This is a genomic window from Oceanisphaera marina (assembly GCF_014643915.1).
GTDB lineage: Bacteria > Pseudomonadota > Gammaproteobacteria > Enterobacterales > Aeromonadaceae > Oceanimonas > Oceanimonas marina.
This window is the reverse complement of record NZ_BMKE01000004.1, coordinates 87,345-104,480: the sequence shown is the minus strand read 5'-3', so window position 1 is coordinate 104,480 and position 17,136 is coordinate 87,345. Positions and strand designations below refer to the sequence as shown.

The 17,136-nt window shown below is 54.3% G+C and carries 15 protein-coding genes; 1 reads left to right on the top strand and 14 read right to left on the bottom strand.

Annotated features, from left to right (window positions below; genetic code table 11):
- Positions 1-602 precede the first annotated feature (602 nt).
- The 3 genes from IEW52_RS15905 to IEW52_RS03805 all read right to left on the bottom strand — a co-directional run bounded on the left by IEW52_RS15905 (position 603) and on the right by IEW52_RS03805 (position 3,082).
- Entirely contained in the window at positions 603-1,901 is a 1,299-nt protein-coding gene (locus tag IEW52_RS15905) for a methyl-accepting chemotaxis protein (protein WP_188628757.1), read from the bottom strand.
- Between the two features lie 421 nt (positions 1,902-2,322).
- On the bottom strand, positions 2,323-2,526 hold the full coding sequence (locus tag IEW52_RS03810) for a YMGG-like glycine zipper-containing protein (protein WP_373286213.1): 204 nt from the start codon (positions 2,524-2,526) through the stop codon (positions 2,323-2,325).
- A 148-nt stretch (positions 2,527-2,674) separates the two neighbouring features.
- Positions 2,675-3,082: a hypothetical protein gene (locus IEW52_RS03805; protein ID WP_188628755.1), complete on the bottom strand. Its 408-nt coding sequence runs from the start codon at positions 3,080-3,082 to the stop codon at positions 2,675-2,677.
- A 126-nt stretch (positions 3,083-3,208) separates the two neighbouring features.
- Here IEW52_RS03805 and IEW52_RS03800 point away from each other — a divergent pair, with 126 nt between their 5' ends.
- A complete protein-coding gene (locus IEW52_RS03800; RefSeq protein WP_188628754.1) occupies positions 3,209-3,748 on the top strand; it encodes a GNAT family N-acetyltransferase in 540 nt (179 codons plus the stop codon).
- On the opposite strand, the gene rraB is transcribed toward IEW52_RS03800, so the two are convergent.
- The 11 genes from rraB to murC form a co-directional block, all read right to left on the bottom strand.
- Entirely contained in the window at positions 3,733-4,077 is a 345-nt protein-coding gene (rraB, locus tag IEW52_RS03795) for a ribonuclease E inhibitor RraB (RefSeq protein WP_188628753.1), read from the bottom strand. The genes IEW52_RS03800 and rraB overlap by 16 nt on opposite strands.
- 38 nt (positions 4,078-4,115) lie before the next feature.
- Entirely contained in the window at positions 4,116-4,835 is a 720-nt protein-coding gene (locus tag IEW52_RS03790) for a 1-acylglycerol-3-phosphate O-acyltransferase (RefSeq protein ID WP_188628752.1), read from the bottom strand.
- Positions 4,836-4,983: 148 nt separating this feature from the next.
- Positions 4,984-6,660 (bottom strand): methyl-accepting chemotaxis protein, encoded by a 1,677-nt coding sequence (locus tag IEW52_RS03785; RefSeq protein ID WP_188628751.1) that lies wholly within the window; start codon positions 6,658-6,660, stop codon positions 4,984-4,986.
- A gap of 187 nt (positions 6,661-6,847) precedes the next feature.
- On the bottom strand, positions 6,848-9,571 hold the full coding sequence (gene secA / locus IEW52_RS03780) for a preprotein translocase subunit SecA (protein WP_188628750.1): 2,724 nt from the start codon (positions 9,569-9,571) through the stop codon (positions 6,848-6,850).
- 50 nt (positions 9,572-9,621) lie between these two features.
- Complete coding sequence (locus IEW52_RS03775; RefSeq protein ID WP_188628749.1) at positions 9,622-10,473, bottom strand: M23 family metallopeptidase; 852 nt, start codon at positions 10,471-10,473, stop codon at positions 9,622-9,624.
- Positions 10,474-10,542: 69 nt separating this feature from the next.
- On the bottom strand, positions 10,543-11,466 hold the full coding sequence (gene lpxC, locus IEW52_RS03770; protein ID WP_188628748.1) for a UDP-3-O-acyl-N-acetylglucosamine deacetylase: 924 nt from the start codon (positions 11,464-11,466) through the stop codon (positions 10,543-10,545).
- Between the two features lie 118 nt (positions 11,467-11,584).
- On the bottom strand, positions 11,585-12,727 hold the full coding sequence (gene ftsZ, locus IEW52_RS03765; RefSeq protein ID WP_188628747.1) for a cell division protein FtsZ: 1,143 nt from the start codon (positions 12,725-12,727) through the stop codon (positions 11,585-11,587).
- Positions 12,728-12,767: 40 nt separating this feature from the next.
- Positions 12,768-14,024, bottom strand: coding sequence for a cell division protein FtsA (ftsA, locus tag IEW52_RS03760; protein WP_188628746.1), 1,257 nt, complete (start codon positions 14,022-14,024; stop codon positions 12,768-12,770).
- Positions 13,984-14,751 carry a cell division protein FtsQ/DivIB gene (locus IEW52_RS03755; protein ID WP_188628745.1) on the bottom strand — a complete coding sequence of 256 codons (768 nt, stop codon included), beginning with the start codon at positions 14,749-14,751 and terminating at the stop codon, positions 13,984-13,986. Before IEW52_RS03755 ends, ftsA begins: the two co-directional genes overlap by 41 nt.
- A gap of 1 nt (position 14,752) precedes the next feature.
- On the bottom strand, positions 14,753-15,670 hold the full coding sequence (locus IEW52_RS03750) for a D-alanine--D-alanine ligase (protein ID WP_188628744.1): 918 nt from the start codon (positions 15,668-15,670) through the stop codon (positions 14,753-14,755).
- Positions 15,667-17,127 (bottom strand): UDP-N-acetylmuramate--L-alanine ligase, encoded by a 1,461-nt coding sequence (murC, locus tag IEW52_RS03745; protein ID WP_188628743.1) that lies wholly within the window; start codon positions 17,125-17,127, stop codon positions 15,667-15,669. Before murC ends, IEW52_RS03750 begins: the two co-directional genes overlap by 4 nt.
- Positions 17,128-17,136: the final 9 nt, after the last annotated feature.

The following is a 17,136-nucleotide window of genomic DNA, read 5'->3' as shown; positions in this document are numbered from 1 at the left end:
AAGCGTGAAGCGTGAAGCGTGAAGCGTGAAGCGTGAAGCGTGAAGCGTGAAGCGTGAAGCGTGAAGCGTGAAGCGTGAAGCGTGAAGCGTGAAGCGTGAAGCGTGAAGCGTGAAGCGTGAAGCGTGAAGCGTGAAGCGTGAAGCGTGAAGCGTGAAGCGTGAAGCGTGAAGCGTGAAGCGTGAAGCGTGAAGCGTGAAGCGTGAAGCGTGAAGCGTGAAGCGTGAAGCGTGAAGCGTGAAGCGTGAAGCGTGAAGCGTGAAGCGTGAAGCGTGAAGCGTGAAGCGTGAAGCGTGAAGCGTGAAGCGTGAAGCGTGAAGCGTGAAGCGTGAAGCGTGAAGCGTGAAGCGTGAAGCGTGAAGCGTGAAGCGTGAAGCGTGAAGCGTGAAGCGTGAAGCGTGAAGCGTGAAGCGTGAAGCGTGAAGCGTGAAGCGTGAAGCGTGAAGCGTGAAGCGTGAAGCGTGAAGCGTGAAGCGTGAAGCGTGAAGCGTGAAGCGTGAAGCGTGAAGCGTGAAGCGTGAAGCGCATCATTTATTTAGTGATAGCGAATAAAAAAAACCGACCCTGAGTGGTCGGTTTTTTTATGGCGGTAACGGCATAACCGTTAGCCTAACTCGGCTACCGCCTTCTGTACTGCCCGCGCCCCTTGATGAATTTCAGTCATTATTCCTGCTACGCCCAGTACCTGTTGCTTGCCTTGATCGGCCACCTGTGTCACTGCGGTAATGGCAGCGGATACCTGCCCCGTCAGTTCACGGTTTTGTTGCACGACCTGGCCAATTTCTGCGGTCGCCTTGCTGGTGCGCCCGGCCAGCTTTCGTACCTCGTCGGCTACCACGGCAAAGCCTCGGCCTTGCTCGCCGGCTCGTGCCGCTTCAATGGCCGCGTTGAGCGCCAGCAGATTGGTTTGATCCGCCACACTGCTGATGGTCGCGACTATTTCTTCGATATTACGCGCCTGTTCATTAAGCCGCTGAATCACCACCGTCGCCTGTTCGAGATCATCGGCAATTTTTGCCGAGGTAGTCACCGAAGCCTGCAGGAATTCACTGCCTTGTTCGGCAATACTCGCGGTTTGTGTTGCCGTTACGCTAGCCACTTCAGATGCGGCTCTGGCTTGTTCAGCTCGCTGTACTCTGGCGGTAATGTCGCTGGCAAACTTGATCACGCGCACCACTTTGCCATCATCGTCGAGAATCGGGTTGTAACTGGCCTCCAGCCAAATTTCGCGGCCAGTGGCGTCAAAACGCTTGAAACGACCCGACTTATGCTGACCCGAGGCCAGTTGTTGCCAAAAATGGGGTTGCTGCCGATAAAAGTCATCATCACAAAACAGGCGATGATGCTGCCCCACCACCTGTTCAAGTCGGTAACTCATAGTAGTCAAAAAGTTATCATTGGCGGTGATAATGCAGCCGTCGGTCGTAAATTCAATCATCGCCATCGACAGATGCAAGGCATCCAGCACCGCTTTATTTGCTGCCAGCTGCTGCTGTTTTTCCGTCACCTCACTGGCAATTTTGATCACTTTGACCACAGAGCCATCATCGTCAAATACCGGCAGGTACCTCGCCTCCAACCATACCACCTGCCCCTGCCGGTTCAGCCGAGAAAAAGTGCCGCTTTGCGACAGCCCCTGCTTTAACTGCTGCCAAAAGTGGCGATATTCACGCGACTGCGCCGACGCGGGAGTACAAAACCGACTATGATGCACACCTTCCACTTCGGATAATGAATAGCCAAATATCGCTAAAAACAGCTCGTTTGCCGTTAACACCTCACCTTCTGGAGTAAACTCGATCACCGCCATATGCGCACGAATCGCGTGTTGCTCGGCCTGGGCCTGTGCATGTTGTTGACGGCAATGGGCGAGCTCCCGCTTGAGCTTGCTACTCATGAGCATGCGGTTTTTCTCCTGCAATGGTACAAATATAAGAAGTTAGAAAGGGTAAAGACCGGTGGGCTAGTATTTACTTACATATAAAATTGAATTTTTACTCGAATACAAACAAGTCCACAATATGTTCATTATAAAACTGAGGCTCAGGCAGCATAGTTGATAAGCTCATGACAGCCATAGCAATAACGTCACTGTGTGCAACGTATTTGCAGGAATGAAGGCTATGCAATCTCGCATCCACGCTACCGGCTATCACAATACCAAGGAGCCACAACCGCTGGTCTGCAAGGCCGGCTGAATGCGTTTAATAAGTGTAAAATTCACCCGATAGGGGGGGTTGCAGACTTACTGGGTATCAGTATAAAAAAGGGGGAGAAGATACTCGCCGATATCTTCTCCCCCCTTATCATTCAGTCATACCAAATCAGTCTTTATCTTTCTTGATCTGATTACCAATAATACCACCGACCACAGCCCCACCCAGGGTACCGGCAGTACTGCCACCTGTGAGTACAGAGCCGGCGACACCACCAGCGCCGGCGCCAATGGCGGTGTTACGGTCCCGATCAGACATATTGCTGCAGGCCGTCAAGCCCAGCATCAGTACCGCCGTTGTGGCAACTGTCATTATCTTTTTGCTATGTGTCATTGTGATTACCTCAACCCGATGAATATGTCTCACTACCATACTCTATCAGTGTAGCCACTTTGCTCATCCATGGCGCACCGCTCAGGCTCGCTTGTGTCTAGGCTTGTCGCCCCATTCGGTTGAAATATTACAATGTAGGAGCTAACCAGAGTAGCCGTACCACGGCCACGTTCGCTATACCCACCAGCAACAGAAAACTGACATAAGTCATCACCAGATAACGAAAATAGTTGCGCCTGCTATGGCGTATCAACCCTTGCTCTTCTTGATGATGACGATGGGCCGACGCTATTTTGGCAAACAGGGTCAATTCAAAATGCATCAATACCAGGGTGATCAGGGTAAGCACTGTGCCCAGCAAGGGTGCTATCAGGATCCAGCCTTTCAGTACCTGAGTGATCTCGGGCTTGAGATAAGGCACAGAGCCCAGCACCACCACGGCGATGGTGATCTGAAACAATTTTTGCCAGATATGATCGTGGCGATACTTGTATTCATCCCACAACAATACATGCGGGTCGTACGGATGACACATTGCAGCGCTCCTTGGTTCTTTTTGGCTACTATAGCACGGGGGTACATGAGCACTGAGTCTCTGATGTAGACTATTGCCCCCGCCTTTACTCATTATGAGCAAGACCAATAGATAGCAGGTTTATTGATGAATACTCGACTTTCAAACCCGGCCTCCAGCCTGTCCGCAGAGCTTGTCGCCCTTGAACCACATCATAATACGCCTCTGGCTGCGTTAATCCGTTCTGTGTCGGCAGAATACGGGCTGACGGCTGACAAGGGCTTCAGCGTGGCGGACCCCAACCTGGATGAGTTGAGCGTGTTATATGAAGCAGATAATGCCGGCTACTGGGTGTTGGAAGATACCCAGGGAAATGTGCTGGGCGGGGCAGGTTTTGGCCCGGTTGATGGCCATTCTGATGTCTGCGAGCTGCAGAAAATGTATTTAGCCCCGCCCGCACGTGGCTTGGGATGGGGCTACCAGCTGGCGTTAACCATACTGGGGGCGGCTCGTCAGCAAGGCTACCAACGCTGTTATCTGGAAACGACCGGGATACTGCCCGAGGCACTGGCGCTCTATCACAAGCTCGGTTTCAAGGCCTGCGAACGGTTGGGTAACACCGAGCATCACGACTGTGAAATCACCTTGATGCTACCCTTGAATGCGGGGAATTACTCCTCGAAGTAAGTGCCCCAGCCGTCATACTCAACGCCATATTTCTCGGCTATTTTCAGCAGCTGTTCGATATGAGCCATAATGGCGGCTTCATTGAGCGGGCTTTCTTTAACGGCATCGAAGCACAAGATGGTTTGCCCATCTTCCAGCGCCAGCTCTTCGGCATCGGACACCTCGAATTCCGCCTTGAAACAGTCCAGTGCGGCTTTTTCCAGGCGGTCGAAATCCAGGCCGGAAAAATGATGCTCTATGGTGTAGTTCACCTCGGGATTGCTGCCATCCTCGAATAAAGAGCGAATAATTTCACGAGTTTCTTCTTGCCAGTGTTGCTGATCAGTCATGGGAGGCTCCTGAGCCGAATAACAAAATAAAGTTCACATCAGGGACGTCGGGCTTCTTCATCCAGCTCGGCTATGCGCTCAACAATCAGCTGGCGGCTGTGTTTCAGCAAGTCTCTGATTTGATGGGGAGTATAACCTTCAACCGAAATCGGTGGCATGATTTCCACAATCAGCTCGCCGTTATCCCAACGATTGAGATCAACCTGGCCGAAGTAGCTGGAGCAGGCGATGGGCACTATCGGCACCTTGGCCTGCAACGCAATGTGAAAGGCGCCGGTTTTAAAGGGCAGCAGACCTTTACCCTTGCTGCGGGTACCTTCCGGAAACATCCAGATCGACATATTGCGCTGGCGTATTTTTCCGACCACTTTGCCGATGGTACTGGCGGCTTTGCTTTTATTTTCCCGATTGATCAGTAAATTACCACTCAACCAGAACAGCTGACCAAACAAGGGGATCCAGAACAGACTGTTCTTGCCGATGGCCACGGTACGCGGCATCACGGCGCCGGTCAGCGCTATAATATCCCAGTTACTCTGGTGATTGGCGATATAGACCGCCGAGTGCAGATCCTGGACATGCTCATAGCCGCGGAAGCGGACTTTAAGGCCAATTAACGGGCAGGCCTTGTTGAATAAACGGCCCAGTAAATAGACATTATTAGGATGGCGGGGGCGCAGCAAACATATCAGGGTACCCAGAATAAAAACCAGCACCATGGCCAGCGCCAATAAAAATACCCGCAACAGCTTTAACATGAACAAACCTCGTATTTTGAGAGTCGGCAGTATACTGAGCAGCTCCAGCAGGAACAAGACCCAGAGGCTGATTGCAGCATCTGGGTCTGTGTCTTTATTTAGATTCAGGCGAAGGTAATATCAAGCGTTACCGGCTTTGCTGCCAAGACTAGCTTCGATATCGAGCACCGAGGGTTTCAGGCTCCAGCTTGAAGCCTTGTACCAGCTGTTGTAATCCCGCAGCCAGTTCAGACAACTCGCGACTGGCGCTGGCAGTTTGCTCGGCGCCGGCGGCCGTTTCGTCACCCACTTCATGAATAACCGTCAGGTTACGGCTGATGTCCTCGGTCACCGTCGCCTGCTCTTCAACGGCCGTGGCTATCTGGGTATTCATGTCGTTGATGGTTCTCACTGCCGCGCTAATGAGTTCCAGTGCTTGTTCTGCTTCCTGCGCCTGCCCTACCGTCAGCTCTGCCTGCTTGCGACCATGCGCCATGGCGGTCAACGCCTGCTCGGCATCGCCTCGCAACTTGGCAATGGTGGTCACAATTTCCTGAGATGACTTTTGGGTTTGCCCTGCCAGCTGGCGCACTTCATCGGCAACCACCGCAAAACCTCGGCCCTGCTCACCAGCCCGTGCCGCTTCAATGGCGGCGTTCAGTGCCAGCAAGTTGGTTCTATCGGCAATATCCTGAATGACCTGCACCACGGTACTGATTTGAGTGCTGCTATCAGCCAGAGACTGAACCACTCGCCCCGTTGAAATCACATCGTCGGCCAATTGGCTGATCGAGTTCACCGTCTGCTGCACAACTTTTTTACCCTGTTCGGCCGCTTCATTGGCCGAGTTGGCCGATGCTGCCGCCAGACTGGTATTTTGCGAAACTTCCTGCACCGTCGCCGCCATTTGATTGATGGCCGCGGCCACCTGATCCGTGTCTTGTTGCTGACGGCTCAGGTTGGCGCTGGTCTGCAAAGACACCGCCGAGGTTTCTTCTGCCGCCGCCGACAGACTGCTGCTGGACTGGTGTATATGGCCGATCACTTCACGCAGTTTATCGGTCATATGCTGCAACTTGCCATATACGCCCGAGCTGTTGGCTGCAAAACTGAGGCTCAAATCACCATCGGCAATCGAACGCGCCACTCGCTCCATTTCACTGGGCTCGGCACCAAGAGGCTGCAGCACCATGCGTTTCAGGGTCCAGCCAAGCAATAGGCTCAGGCCCACCAGCAGCACCACCAATGAGACCATGAACACCACCATCTGATGGTTGCGCGCTTCTTCTGCCTGCAAGCTCTCCGACAGGCGAGCCAGCAACATGGAGACAAATTGATCCACCGAACGGCTTAGTGTCATACGGGCCTGATCATACTCGGGACCCAGTACTTTTTGCTGGGCCAGCTCCTGTTGCCCCATCGCCATCAACCGCAGGGCTTCCGCTTCCAGTTTGCCCATGGTCACGGTCGCCTGGCGCCCCTGCTCCATCAGCGCCATTTCACTGCGGGTCAGCTCCATCTCCGACAGCATGTCTTCATTGGACTCGGTGCGTCCATTTACCCTGGGAGCCTGTCCCATGGTGATGGCCATCACATCGTGATAGGCATTCAGTTTTGCCTGATTACCGGTAGCCACGTAATTACGAATATGGGTCGACAGTTCGGTCGAATACATGCGCAGCATATTGCTGTCATTAAAGTAGTTGAAGCGGTGTTCGTGAGCTCTGCTCACCCCCTGCTGAGACTGCAGCATCAGATAAAGAGCAAAACCGAGTACCAGTGCCAACGACAACACCACCAGGAACACCAGGCGAATCAAGGACCGCAAGGTCAAATTTTTATACATTCAGGCACTCCACTTGCCAAATACTACGGGAAAAAGCATTACCGGCAGTATTGTATGCCACTCATGCAACAAAACGCATACATTTCAGAAGAAAATATCAAACAATTAATTAAGCTCGTACGATATTGTCTTGTACCGAATATAAAAAAACCGCCCAATCGGGCGGTTTTTAATGGCGGTAAAGGATTTAACTCAGCTTACCGTGACACTGCTTGTATTTCTTGCCGGAGCCACAAGGGCAGGGATCGTTGCGGCCTACCTTTTGCCCTTCGCGTACAAAGGGAGTGCTGTCGCCTGCGTCAGCCTGTTTTTCCTCTTCCAACAGGTTATCCGCCGAAGCATGGCTGTAGTTTTGTGGCAGGCTTTCTGCCGCTTCACGGCGTTTTTCTTCTGCCGCTGCAACGTCTTCCTGACTTTGAACTTTGACCCGGCTCAAAATGCTGACCACTTCCCGCTTCAGATTATCCAGCAACTGGGTAAACAGCTCGTAAGACTCCCGCTTGTATTCTTGCTTGGGGTTCTTCTGGGCATAGCCGCGAAGATGAATCCCCTGACGCAGGTGATCCATGGCCGCCAGATGCTCCTTCCACAGGGTATCCAGGGTCTGCAGCATCACGGACGTTTCGAACTGACGCAGCACCTCGGCACCGACCACGGCTTCCTTGTCGGTATAAGCCTGAGCGGCGGCAGCCAGTATCTGTTCACGCAACTGCTCATCGTGCAGTTTTTCGTTTTCTTGCAACCAGGACGCAACCGGTACTTCCAGGCCAAAATCGGCCTGTAAACGACGCTCCAGCCCGGGCACATCCCACATTTCTTCCAATGATTGCGGTGGAATATATTCATCGACGATACCGTTGATCACATCTTCACGGATCACGGTAATGGTGTCACTGATATCGCTGGCATCCAGCAATTCGTTACGCTGCTCGTAGATCACCTTGCGCTGATCATTGGCCACGTCATCAAATTCAAGCAGGTTTTTACGAATATCGAAGTTGCGGGTTTCCACCTTGCGCTGGGCATTTTCGATGGCCCGGCTCACCCAGGGATGCTCGATGGCCTCGCCTTCTTCCATGCCCAGTTTTTTCATCATGCCGGTGACGCGGTCCGAGGCGAAAATACGCATCAGAGCATCTTCCATCGACAGGTAGAAACGGCTGGAGCCGGCATCACCCTGACGACCGGCCCGGCCACGCAACTGGTTATCAATCCGGCGCGATTCGTGACGCTCGGTACCAATGATATGCAGGCCACCGGCGGCAATAACCGCATCATGGCGTACTTTCCAGGCCGCTTTAATGGCGGAAATCTGATCGGCGCTCGCCTCTTCCAGCTTGTCGATTTCTGCCTGCCAGTTACCACCCAGCACGATATCGGTACCGCGACCGGCCATGTTGGTGGCAATGGTGACAATGCCCGATTGGCCAGCTTCGGCAATAATATCGGCTTCACTGGCGTGGAACTTGGCGTTCAACACCCGATGCGCTATGCCTTCTTTATCGAGAATGCCGGACAACAGCTCGGAGTTTTCAATAGATACAGTACCCACCAGTACCGGCTGACCGCGCTCTACACAGTCTTTAATGTCCGCGACTATGGCCTGATATTTTTCTGGCGCGGTCAGGTACACCAAATCCCCCATGTCTTTACGCACCATGGGTTTGTTGGTGGGGATCACCACGGTATCCAGGCCATAAATATGCTGGAACTCGAATGCTTCGGTATCGGCAGTACCCGTCATACCGGCCAGCTTGTCGTACAGGCGGAAGAAGTTCTGGAAGGTAATGGAGGCCAGGGTCTGGTTTTCGTTCTGTATTTTCACCCCTTCTCTGGCTTCTACTGCCTGGTGCAGACCTTCTGACCAGCGGCGGCCCGGCATGGTACGGCCGGTATGTTCATCCACAATCACCACTTCGCCGTCTTGCACTATGTAGTCGACATTACGTTCAAACAGGGTATGTGCGCGCAGGCCGGCATTCACATGGGCCAGCAGGGTAATGTTGCTGGCAGAAAACAAGGAGTCGTCTTCTTCTATCAGCCCCATGCGCTTGAGCTCTTCTTCCACGAAGATCTGACCGTTTTCGGTGAGCAGCGCCTGTTTGTTTTTCTCGTCCACCGTGTAGTGGCCATCACCAATGTATTCTTCGGTGTCTTCCTTATCCTGCTTCACCAGTTTGGGGATCAGGGTATTGATACGAATATACAGCTCGGAGCTGTCTTCGGCTGGGCCGGAGATAATCAAAGGCGTTCTGGCTTCATCGATCAATACCGAATCCACTTCATCCACCAGGGCATAATACAAGGGGCGCTGCACCCGTTGCTGGGGTGAAAAAGCCATATTATCGCGTAGGTAATCGAAGCCAAATTCGTTGTTGGTGCCGTAGGTTATATCGGCAGCATAGGCGGCGTGCTTTTCGCTCGCGCTCATGCCTGGCAGGTTGCAGTCTACCGTCAGGCCTAAAAACTCGTACAACGGTCGGTTGGCTTCCGCATCACGGCGCGCCAGATAATCGTTAACCGTCACCACGTGAACGCCGCGCCCGGTCAAGGCATTCAGATACACAGGCAGGGTGCCGGTCAGGGTTTTACCTTCACCGGTTTTCATTTCGGCAATCTGGTTATTGTGCAACACCATGCCGCCAATCAGCTGCACGTCAAAGTGACGCATCTCGAACACGCGGCGAGACGCTTCGCGCACCGTGGCGAAGGCTTCGGGCAGTAATTGCTCCAGAGTTTCGCCCTGCTCCAGGCGTTGGCGAAACTCAACGGTTTTCGCCTGCAGTTCGGCATCGGAAAGGGCCTCGAACTTTGGCTCCATGGCATTGATTTCATCTACAACTTTGCGCAGCCGCTTCAGAGTTCTGTCGTTACGGCTGCCAACTATCATGGTAAAGAATTTAGTAATCATGTTTGGCCAATTATGATGATGGAAGATAAAACCCCGTATGGGGCCGAACGTTAGTTTGGCAAGAAGCGCGCGGGATCCAGCTGCCGGTTGCCCTTTAATACTTCATAATGCAAATGAACACCGGTTGCACGTCCGGTTCGTCCCATGCGGGCAATTTCCTGCCCCTTGTCGACACGCTCACCCACCTGAACCAACTGGGAATCTAGATGAGCATATCGCGTAACCCACCCCTGGCCATGGCTGATTTCAACCATGTTGCCAAAGGCGGGATGTCGTTCAGACAAGCTGACGACACCGGCCGCGGTTGCCGCTATCGGTTGCCCCTGCTTGCCGGAAAAATCCAGGCCACGATGCCAGCGGGCCCGACCACTGAAGGGGTCGCTACGCTGACCAAAGCCCGAACTGACCCGACTGTAACCAGGAACAGGATGACCTTGAATCTGGGTAATCTCATTGATATGGAGATTCAACAGCAAAGATTCAAGTGCCGCCAGGGTAATGCCATATTCCTGAGTTTGCTGCGAAACCTGGGTCAATGCCTGATGCAACTCGGAAAAACCGGTATAAGGCCGCTGTAGCAAGTTAACGTCTAAACGCTGCACTGGCAACTCGTCAACCAGATCATAATCTTTCACCAGCCGCTGCCCCATGATGCTCACCTGGCCCAGCTCCGCCTGTAGCTGCCCCAAACGCTGGCCGATCCGGCTCAATTCTCGCTGTTGATGACGCTTTTGCTGCTCTAGCTGGTGGCCAAGCTGCCATTGTTGCTGTCGCGCGTCTTGCCATTGGCTGTACAAATAAAGCATCAGCGGCAACTGCAATAAACACAGGGCGATCAATAGTCGATGACTAAACAATCGAAATCCGGCACGAGTGCCAATGGCAGAGGCGGTATGGGTCATGAGATCAAGCTACAGAAGGTAAAAGAAAACACGCCAGCGGAGAGAGTGCTGGCGTGTCTGGGTCTTATATCAGGCGGGTTGGAATGCAGTATCGTAGTAACGAATTGGCGATTCGGCATCCTGCTCGCCAAAGGTGACAATTTCCCACGCTTCCGTGTTGGCCAGCATGGCGCGCAATAACGTGTTGTTAAGCGCATGCCCGGTTTTATAGGCACAAAATTCACCCAGAATACTGTGGTTACACATATACAGGTCGCCAATGGCATCCAGCATCTTGTGTTTGACGAACTCGTTGGGATAACGCAGGCCGTCGTCGTTTAGCACCTTGTAGTCATCCAGCACCACGGCGTTTTCCAGGCTTCCGCCCAGTGCCAGGTTTTGCGAGTGCAGATATTCGATATCGCGCATAAAACCAAAGGTGCGCGCCCGGCTCAGCTCTTTTACAAAGGCCGCCCCTGAAAAATCCAGCACCAGATGCTGACTCTGTCCTTCAAACACCGGGTGCTTGAAGTCGATGGTCAGGTCCATCTTGAAGCCGCCGCGATAAGGCCGAAACTCGGCCCACTTGTCGCCGTCTTCTACCCGCACCGTGTTTTTGATACGAATAAAGCGCTTCAGTGCGTTCAGCTCGCGGATGCCGCCAGACTGTAACAGATAGATAAAGGGGTGAGAGCTACCGTCCATGACCGGTACTTCGGGTGCGTCCACCTCAATAATCAGGTTATCGATACCCAGCCCCGCCAAAGCGGCAGACAGGTGTTCTATGGTAGAGACACGCACCCCGTCTTCGTTGACCAAAGCGGTACACAGCATGGTGTCTTTTACCAGGGCGGCATCGGCTCGAATATCGACCTGCGGGTCCAGATCGGTACGACGAAACACGATACCTGTGTTGGCCGGCGCGGGTACAAAGGTCATTTGTACTTTATGGCCGGAGTGCAGGCCTATTCCGGTGGCCTGCACGGTATTCTTTAACGTTCGTTGTCTAATCATAGGTTATCCGCCAGTAACTTATCTGCCCATATCATTGACCATGAGCAAGATGCGAACCGAATTCAAATGGTCCGATATGTTAGCACAATAATCCGCCGCCGCAAATTTCGGCCCCTGGCTAGTCCGCCTGCTTGCGCAAGAATGCCGGAATATCCAGATAGTCCATATCGGACTTGGCCTGGGTGGCATCGGCGTTAACCACCATCTTGCCGGGCTGCTCTTCGCGCTGGGTTTCAACCTGGCGCATGCCGTTGTCATCGCGGTTGCTGGTGCCTGATTTTACCAGTGTGATGTCAGGCTTGCGCTCGGCACCAATACCGGTGGCCACCACGGTCACCCGCAGTTCATCGCTGATTTCCGGATCCAGTACCGTACCGACTACCACGGTGGCGTTTTCGGACGCGAAGGCTTTAACCGCATTACCCACGGTTTCAAACTCTTCTATCGTCATGTCGAGACCCGCGGTAATGTTGACCAAAATGCCACGCGCACCTGCCAGATCCACGTCTTCCAGCAGCGGGCTGGAAATCGCTTTTTCTGCCGCTTCTTCGGCTCTGTCTTCACCGGTAGCTGTGCCTGTGCCCATCATGGCAGTGCCCATTTCACGCATTACGGTGCGCACGTCGGCGAAGTCGACGTTGATCAGGCCCGGACGGGTAATAAGCTCTGCAATCCCCTGCACGGCACCCAGCAAGACGTCGTTGGCGGCGCGGAAGGCATCCAGCAAGGAAATGCCACGACCCAAGACTTTCAGCAATTTGTCGTTGGGAATAGTGATCAGAGAGTCAACGTGCTTGGCCAGTTCATTAATACCCTGCTGGGCATAGTTCATGCGCTTCTTGCCTTCAAAGGCAAAGGGCTTGGTGACTACCGCCACGGTCAGAATACCCAACTCTTTGGCAATCTCGGCTACCACGGGAGCGGCACCCGTACCTGTGCCACCGCCCATGCCGGCGGCGATGAACACCATGTCGGCACCGTCCAGCAAATCGCGAATGGCGTCGCGGTCTTCCAGTGCGGCATCGCGGCCCACTTCCGGGTTGGCGCCAGCGCCCAGCCCTTTGGTAATTTCGCCGCCCACCTGCAAGGTGCTGCTAGCGCTCGAATTACGCAGTGCCTGGGCATCGGTGTTAATGGCTAAAAACTCTACTCCTTCCAGGTTTTCGCGCACCATGTGCTCAACGGCATTACCGCCGCCGCCACCCACGCCGACCACTTTAATAACGGCTTCCTGCTCGTGATCATTCATCAGTTCAAACATAAGAGTCTCTCCGCTTTGCTCTTGGTTATGGGTGCCAAGATTAAAATTCGCCACGCAACCAGTTGCCGATTCGTTTCAGGAATCCGGTCACACTGGTCTTGTTGTTATAGTCCTGTTGAGGCATGGTCTGGTGTTCCTTGCCGTAGTGCAACAAACCGACGGCGGTAGAATACACGGGTGTCTCAACGTAATCTGATAATCCTTTAACGCCATCAGGCTGGCCGATACGCACCTGACACTGAAAGATCTGTTCGGCACATTCCACCAGCCCTTCAATTTGTGCCGCACCACCGGTCAACACCAGACCTGCCGCCAGCTGATGCTTGACCCCGGCCTTTTTCAGCTCGCCCTGGATCTTGCTCAACTCTTGATTGATCATGCCCAGCAATTCGCTGTAACGCGGCTCTATTACCTCGGCCAACGTCTGTCGCTGCAGGCTGCGTGCCGGACGTCCACCGACGCTCGGCACCTCTATGGTGTCTTCTTTACTAACTAGCCTGCTGAAAGCCGCACCGTGGCGCACCTTGATCGCTTCTGCATCCAGCGGCGGCGTGCCAAAGGCATAGGCAATATCACTGGTCACGGTACTGCCCGCATAGGGGATGACCTTGGTATGGCGCAAGGCGCCACCGGTGAATACCGCCATGTCCATGGTGCCACCGCCGATATCCACCACGCAGACACCCAGCTCTTTCTCGTCGTCGGTAAGTACCGCATAACTGGACGCCAGGGCGCTGAAAATCAGCTGATCGACCCTTAATCCCAACCGTTCGACGCATTTTTCGATATTGCGTGCCATGTCGTTATGGCAGGTAATCAAATGTACCTTGGCATGCATACGCACTCCCGACAGACCGATGGGGTTTTTGATCCCCTCCTGAAAGTCGATGGAATACTCCTGAGGCAGCACATGCAATACCCGGTGTTCATCGGACAACCGTACCGACTTGGCGGTATGAATGACGTTATCTACGTCTTCCTGGGTGACCTCTTCGTCGGAGATCGGCACCATGCCGGTTTCGTTACGGCATTCTATATGCTTACCCGACAGGCCAAGATAAACGGAGGTAATCTGGCAGTCTGCCATCATTTCCGCTTCATCTACCGCTCGTTTCAGTGATTTAACCACCGACTCAAGATCGTTTACGCCGCCCTTGTCCATTCCCTTTGAGGAATGGCTGCCAAGGCCGATAACGTTTAAATCGCCATCCGGTAACACTTCCCCTACCAGGGCAGTTACCTTAGCCGTGCCGATATCAAGCCCGACGATCAGATTTCTTTCCGCGCTTTTGGTCATTATCCGTCTCTTCGTCCTGCTTCCATCCCACTGCCAGCCCGGTATCGTAACGCAAATCGAGATAAGCTACCCGTTCACGTTGCTCGATGCCCGGATAGACATCAATAAAACGCTGTAACCGTGCCTCTATGTCTTCTCGGCCCAATAACAGCTTGATTCCACTTGTTAATGTTAGTTCCCAGGAGCGACGAGGAGTCAAGTGAACCCGCTCTATATCATAACCCACTGGCTTCAATAATGTTTGTACATGCCGGTATTCTTCCAATACCCGCGCCGACTCTTCATCAGGCCCGGAGAGAGAGACCAGCTGTAATCCCTGATGACTGGCCCGAAACACCTCGCCATGGATGTTCAGCATGGCATTCTGGTTCCAGCGCGCCGCCACCTGCTGCTCGACGATATAAACACGCACCGTATCGGGCCACTGCTTGCGCACCGATGCCTGATAGACCCAGGGCAGCGATTGCAGCCGCTGTTGCACCTGATCTACCTCAAGGGCAAAAAAGTTGCCCACTTCCGGCAGCGCCAGCACCGATTGCCTGACTTCGTCCCGGCTGAGGTAGCGGTGTTCTCCCTGGATCATCAGGTTATTCACCGGCACCTGGTTTGCCGCCGTCATCCATACGACCAGTAGCCACAGCCCCCACAGCAGTGCCGACAGCACAGCCACAAAAAAAGTCAGACCGCCAATAAAGGCCAGCCGGGTGCGGGTTGCGGCAGAGGTCATATCAGTACGCCTGCTCCAGTACCCCAACCACCAGCTGGTCGAAAGACAAGCCGGCTACCTTGGCCGCCTTGGGCACCAGGCTGGTTTCGGTCATGCCTGGCACCGTATTCACTTCCAGCAACCACCACTGGCCCTGTTTGTCTTTCATCAGATCGACCCGGCCCCAGCCGCTGGCCGCGACCGCTTTAAAAGCCGCTACACTCAATGCGCCCAGCGCCTGTTCATCGGCGTCATTCAGACCACAAGGGCACAGATACTCGGTATCGCCCGACTGGTACTTGGCCGAGTAATCATAAAAGTCGTGGGTGGTACGCAGGCGAATGGCCGGCAGTGCCTGTTCGCCCAGGATGCTGACCGTGTATTCATCGCCGTCGATAAAACGCTCAATCAGCACTTCACCGTCAAATTTGAATGCTTCTTCCACCGCCGCAATCAAGGTGGCGGCATCGGTCGCCTTGGTCATACCGATGCTGGAGCCTTCGTTGGCAGGCTTGACGAACACGGGACCGTCAAACTGGGCCAGCAAGACTGCGGCATCGTCGGCCTGGAACTGATGCTTGTGCACCACCCGAAAATCCGCGGTGGGCAGGCCCAGAGTCTTCCACACTTGCTTGGTGCGGATCTTGTCCATGGCCAGCGCAGAGCCCAAGACCCGAGAGCCGGTATAGGGCAGTCCCAGGTGCTCGAGTGCACCTTGCAGGGTGCCGTCTTCTCCACCTCGGCCGTGCACCACGATAAAGGCGCGCTCGAAGCCATCTTCTTTCAGCTGAGCCAGCGGATAATCCCGGGTGTCTATGCCGTGGGCATTCACTCCGGCGCGCTGCAAGCCCGCCAATACCGCGGCACCCGAACGCAACGAGACTTCTCGCTCGGCCGAATGGCCCCCAAACAATACCGCTACCTTGCCGAACTGTGTCATGCCTGCTCTCCCTGCTGCATGGCAGCAATCGATAGTTGTAATTCGCCCAGCTTACGGGCCAGTCCACCCACATTGCCGGCGCCTTGCGTCAGTACCAGATCACCCTCTTGCAGCACCTCGGCCAAGACCTGAGGCACCTCGTCTGGCGTGGCCACATAGATGGGTTCCATTTTTCCGCGACTGCGAATAGAGCGGCACAGGGCGCGGCTGTCGGCACCGGGAATGGGTGTTTCGCCGGCACTGTACACCTCGAGCAGGATCAGCACATCGGTTTTCGACAATACATCGACAAAATCTTCATACAGATCCCGGGTGCGACTATAGCGATGAGGCTGATAGATGGTGATCAGGCGTCGCTCTGGCCAGCCGGCCCGTACCGCATTTTGCGTGGCGCGCACTTCGCTGGGGTGGTGACCATAGTCATCCACCAGCTTGGCCAGCCCGCGTCCCGTCTCATACTCACCGTATTGCTGAAAACGCCGACCGACCCCTTCAAACTTCATCAGCGCCGCCAGAATGGCTTCATCGGCCACGCCATCTTCGCAGGCCACGGCTATGGCGGCGGCGGCATTCTGGGCATTGTGTCGCCCGGGCAAATTAAGCTGCACGCTCAGGCAGCTGCCATCGGGGCGACAAACATTGAACCTGCAGTGATCCCGCTGCTGACTGAAGTCTTCGATGCGATAATCCGCATCGTCCACAAAGCCATAGGTCACGCACTGACGGCTGACTCGCGGCATCAGCTCACGCACTACCTCATCGTCGAGACACAGCACGGCCAGGCCATAAAACGGCAGGTTGTGCAGAAAATCGATGAAGGTGCCTTCCAGCTTGCTGAAATCGCCGCCGTAGGTATCCATGTGATCCGCTTCAATATTGGTAACAATCGAGACCATAGGCTGCAGATGCAGGAAGGATGCATCACTCTCGTCCGCCTCGGCAATCAGATAGCGGCTGCTCCCCAGGCGTGCATTACAGCCGGCACTGTTGAGCAGCCCACCAATCACAAAGGTAGGATCACGGCCCGCTTCACCGTAAATACTGGCAATCAGGCTGGTGGTGGTGGTTTTACCGTGAGTGCCGGCCACCGCAACACCGTGGCGAAAACGCATCAGCTCTGCCAGCATTTCGGCGCGGCGCACCACCGGAATGCGCAGCTCACGAGCGGCAACCAGTTCGGGGTTGTCGGCCTTGATGGCGGTGGACACCACCACCACGCTGACGTCGGTTACCTGCTCTGGGGCATGCCCCAGATAAATAGTGGCGCCCATTGCCGCCAGCCGATCCGTTACTGGGCTGTAAGCAATGTCGGAACCCGAAATAACATAACCTTCGTTGGCCAATACTTCGGCAATACCGCCCATACCGGCGCCACCGATGCCGATAAAGTGAATGCGGCGAACCCGTCTCATCTCGGGTACCGTGTTTCTGAGTTTTGCCAGTTCAACCTTGGTCATGCCATTTCT

Coding starts and splice junctions, on each gene's coding strand:
- IEW52_RS03800 (WP_188628754.1), top strand. CDS start 3,209: ATGAATACTCGACTTTCAAACCCGGCCTCCAGCCTGTCCGCAGAGCTT.
- IEW52_RS15905 (WP_188628757.1), bottom strand. CDS start 1,901: ATGCTCATGAGTAGCAAGCTCAAGCGGGAGCTCGCCCATTGCCGTCAA.
- secA (WP_188628750.1), bottom strand. CDS start 9,571: ATGATTACTAAATTCTTTACCATGATAGTTGGCAGCCGTAACGACAGA.
- IEW52_RS03810 (WP_373286213.1), bottom strand. CDS start 2,526: ATGACAGTTGCCACAACGGCGGTACTGATGCTGGGCTTGACGGCCTGC.
- ftsA (WP_188628746.1), bottom strand. CDS start 14,024: ATGACCAAAAGCGCGGAAAGAAATCTGATCGTCGGGCTTGATATCGGC.
- IEW52_RS03775 (WP_188628749.1), bottom strand. CDS start 10,473: ATGACCCATACCGCCTCTGCCATTGGCACTCGTGCCGGATTTCGATTG.
- ftsZ (WP_188628747.1), bottom strand. CDS start 12,727: ATGTTTGAACTGATGAATGATCACGAGCAGGAAGCCGTTATTAAAGTG.
- IEW52_RS03805 (WP_188628755.1), bottom strand. CDS start 3,082: ATGTGTCATCCGTACGACCCGCATGTATTGTTGTGGGATGAATACAAG.
- IEW52_RS03755 (WP_188628745.1), bottom strand. CDS start 14,751: ATGACCTCTGCCGCAACCCGCACCCGGCTGGCCTTTATTGGCGGTCTG.
- IEW52_RS03790 (WP_188628752.1), bottom strand. CDS start 4,835: ATGTTAAAGCTGTTGCGGGTATTTTTATTGGCGCTGGCCATGGTGCTG.
- murC (WP_188628743.1), bottom strand. CDS start 17,127: ATGACCAAGGTTGAACTGGCAAAACTCAGAAACACGGTACCCGAGATG.
- lpxC (WP_188628748.1), bottom strand. CDS start 11,466: ATGATTAGACAACGAACGTTAAAGAATACCGTGCAGGCCACCGGAATA.
- IEW52_RS03750 (WP_188628744.1), bottom strand. CDS start 15,670: ATGACACAGTTCGGCAAGGTAGCGGTATTGTTTGGGGGCCATTCGGCC.
- IEW52_RS03785 (WP_188628751.1), bottom strand. CDS start 6,660: ATGTATAAAAATTTGACCTTGCGGTCCTTGATTCGCCTGGTGTTCCTG.
- rraB (WP_188628753.1), bottom strand. CDS start 4,077: ATGACTGATCAGCAACACTGGCAAGAAGAAACTCGTGAAATTATTCGC.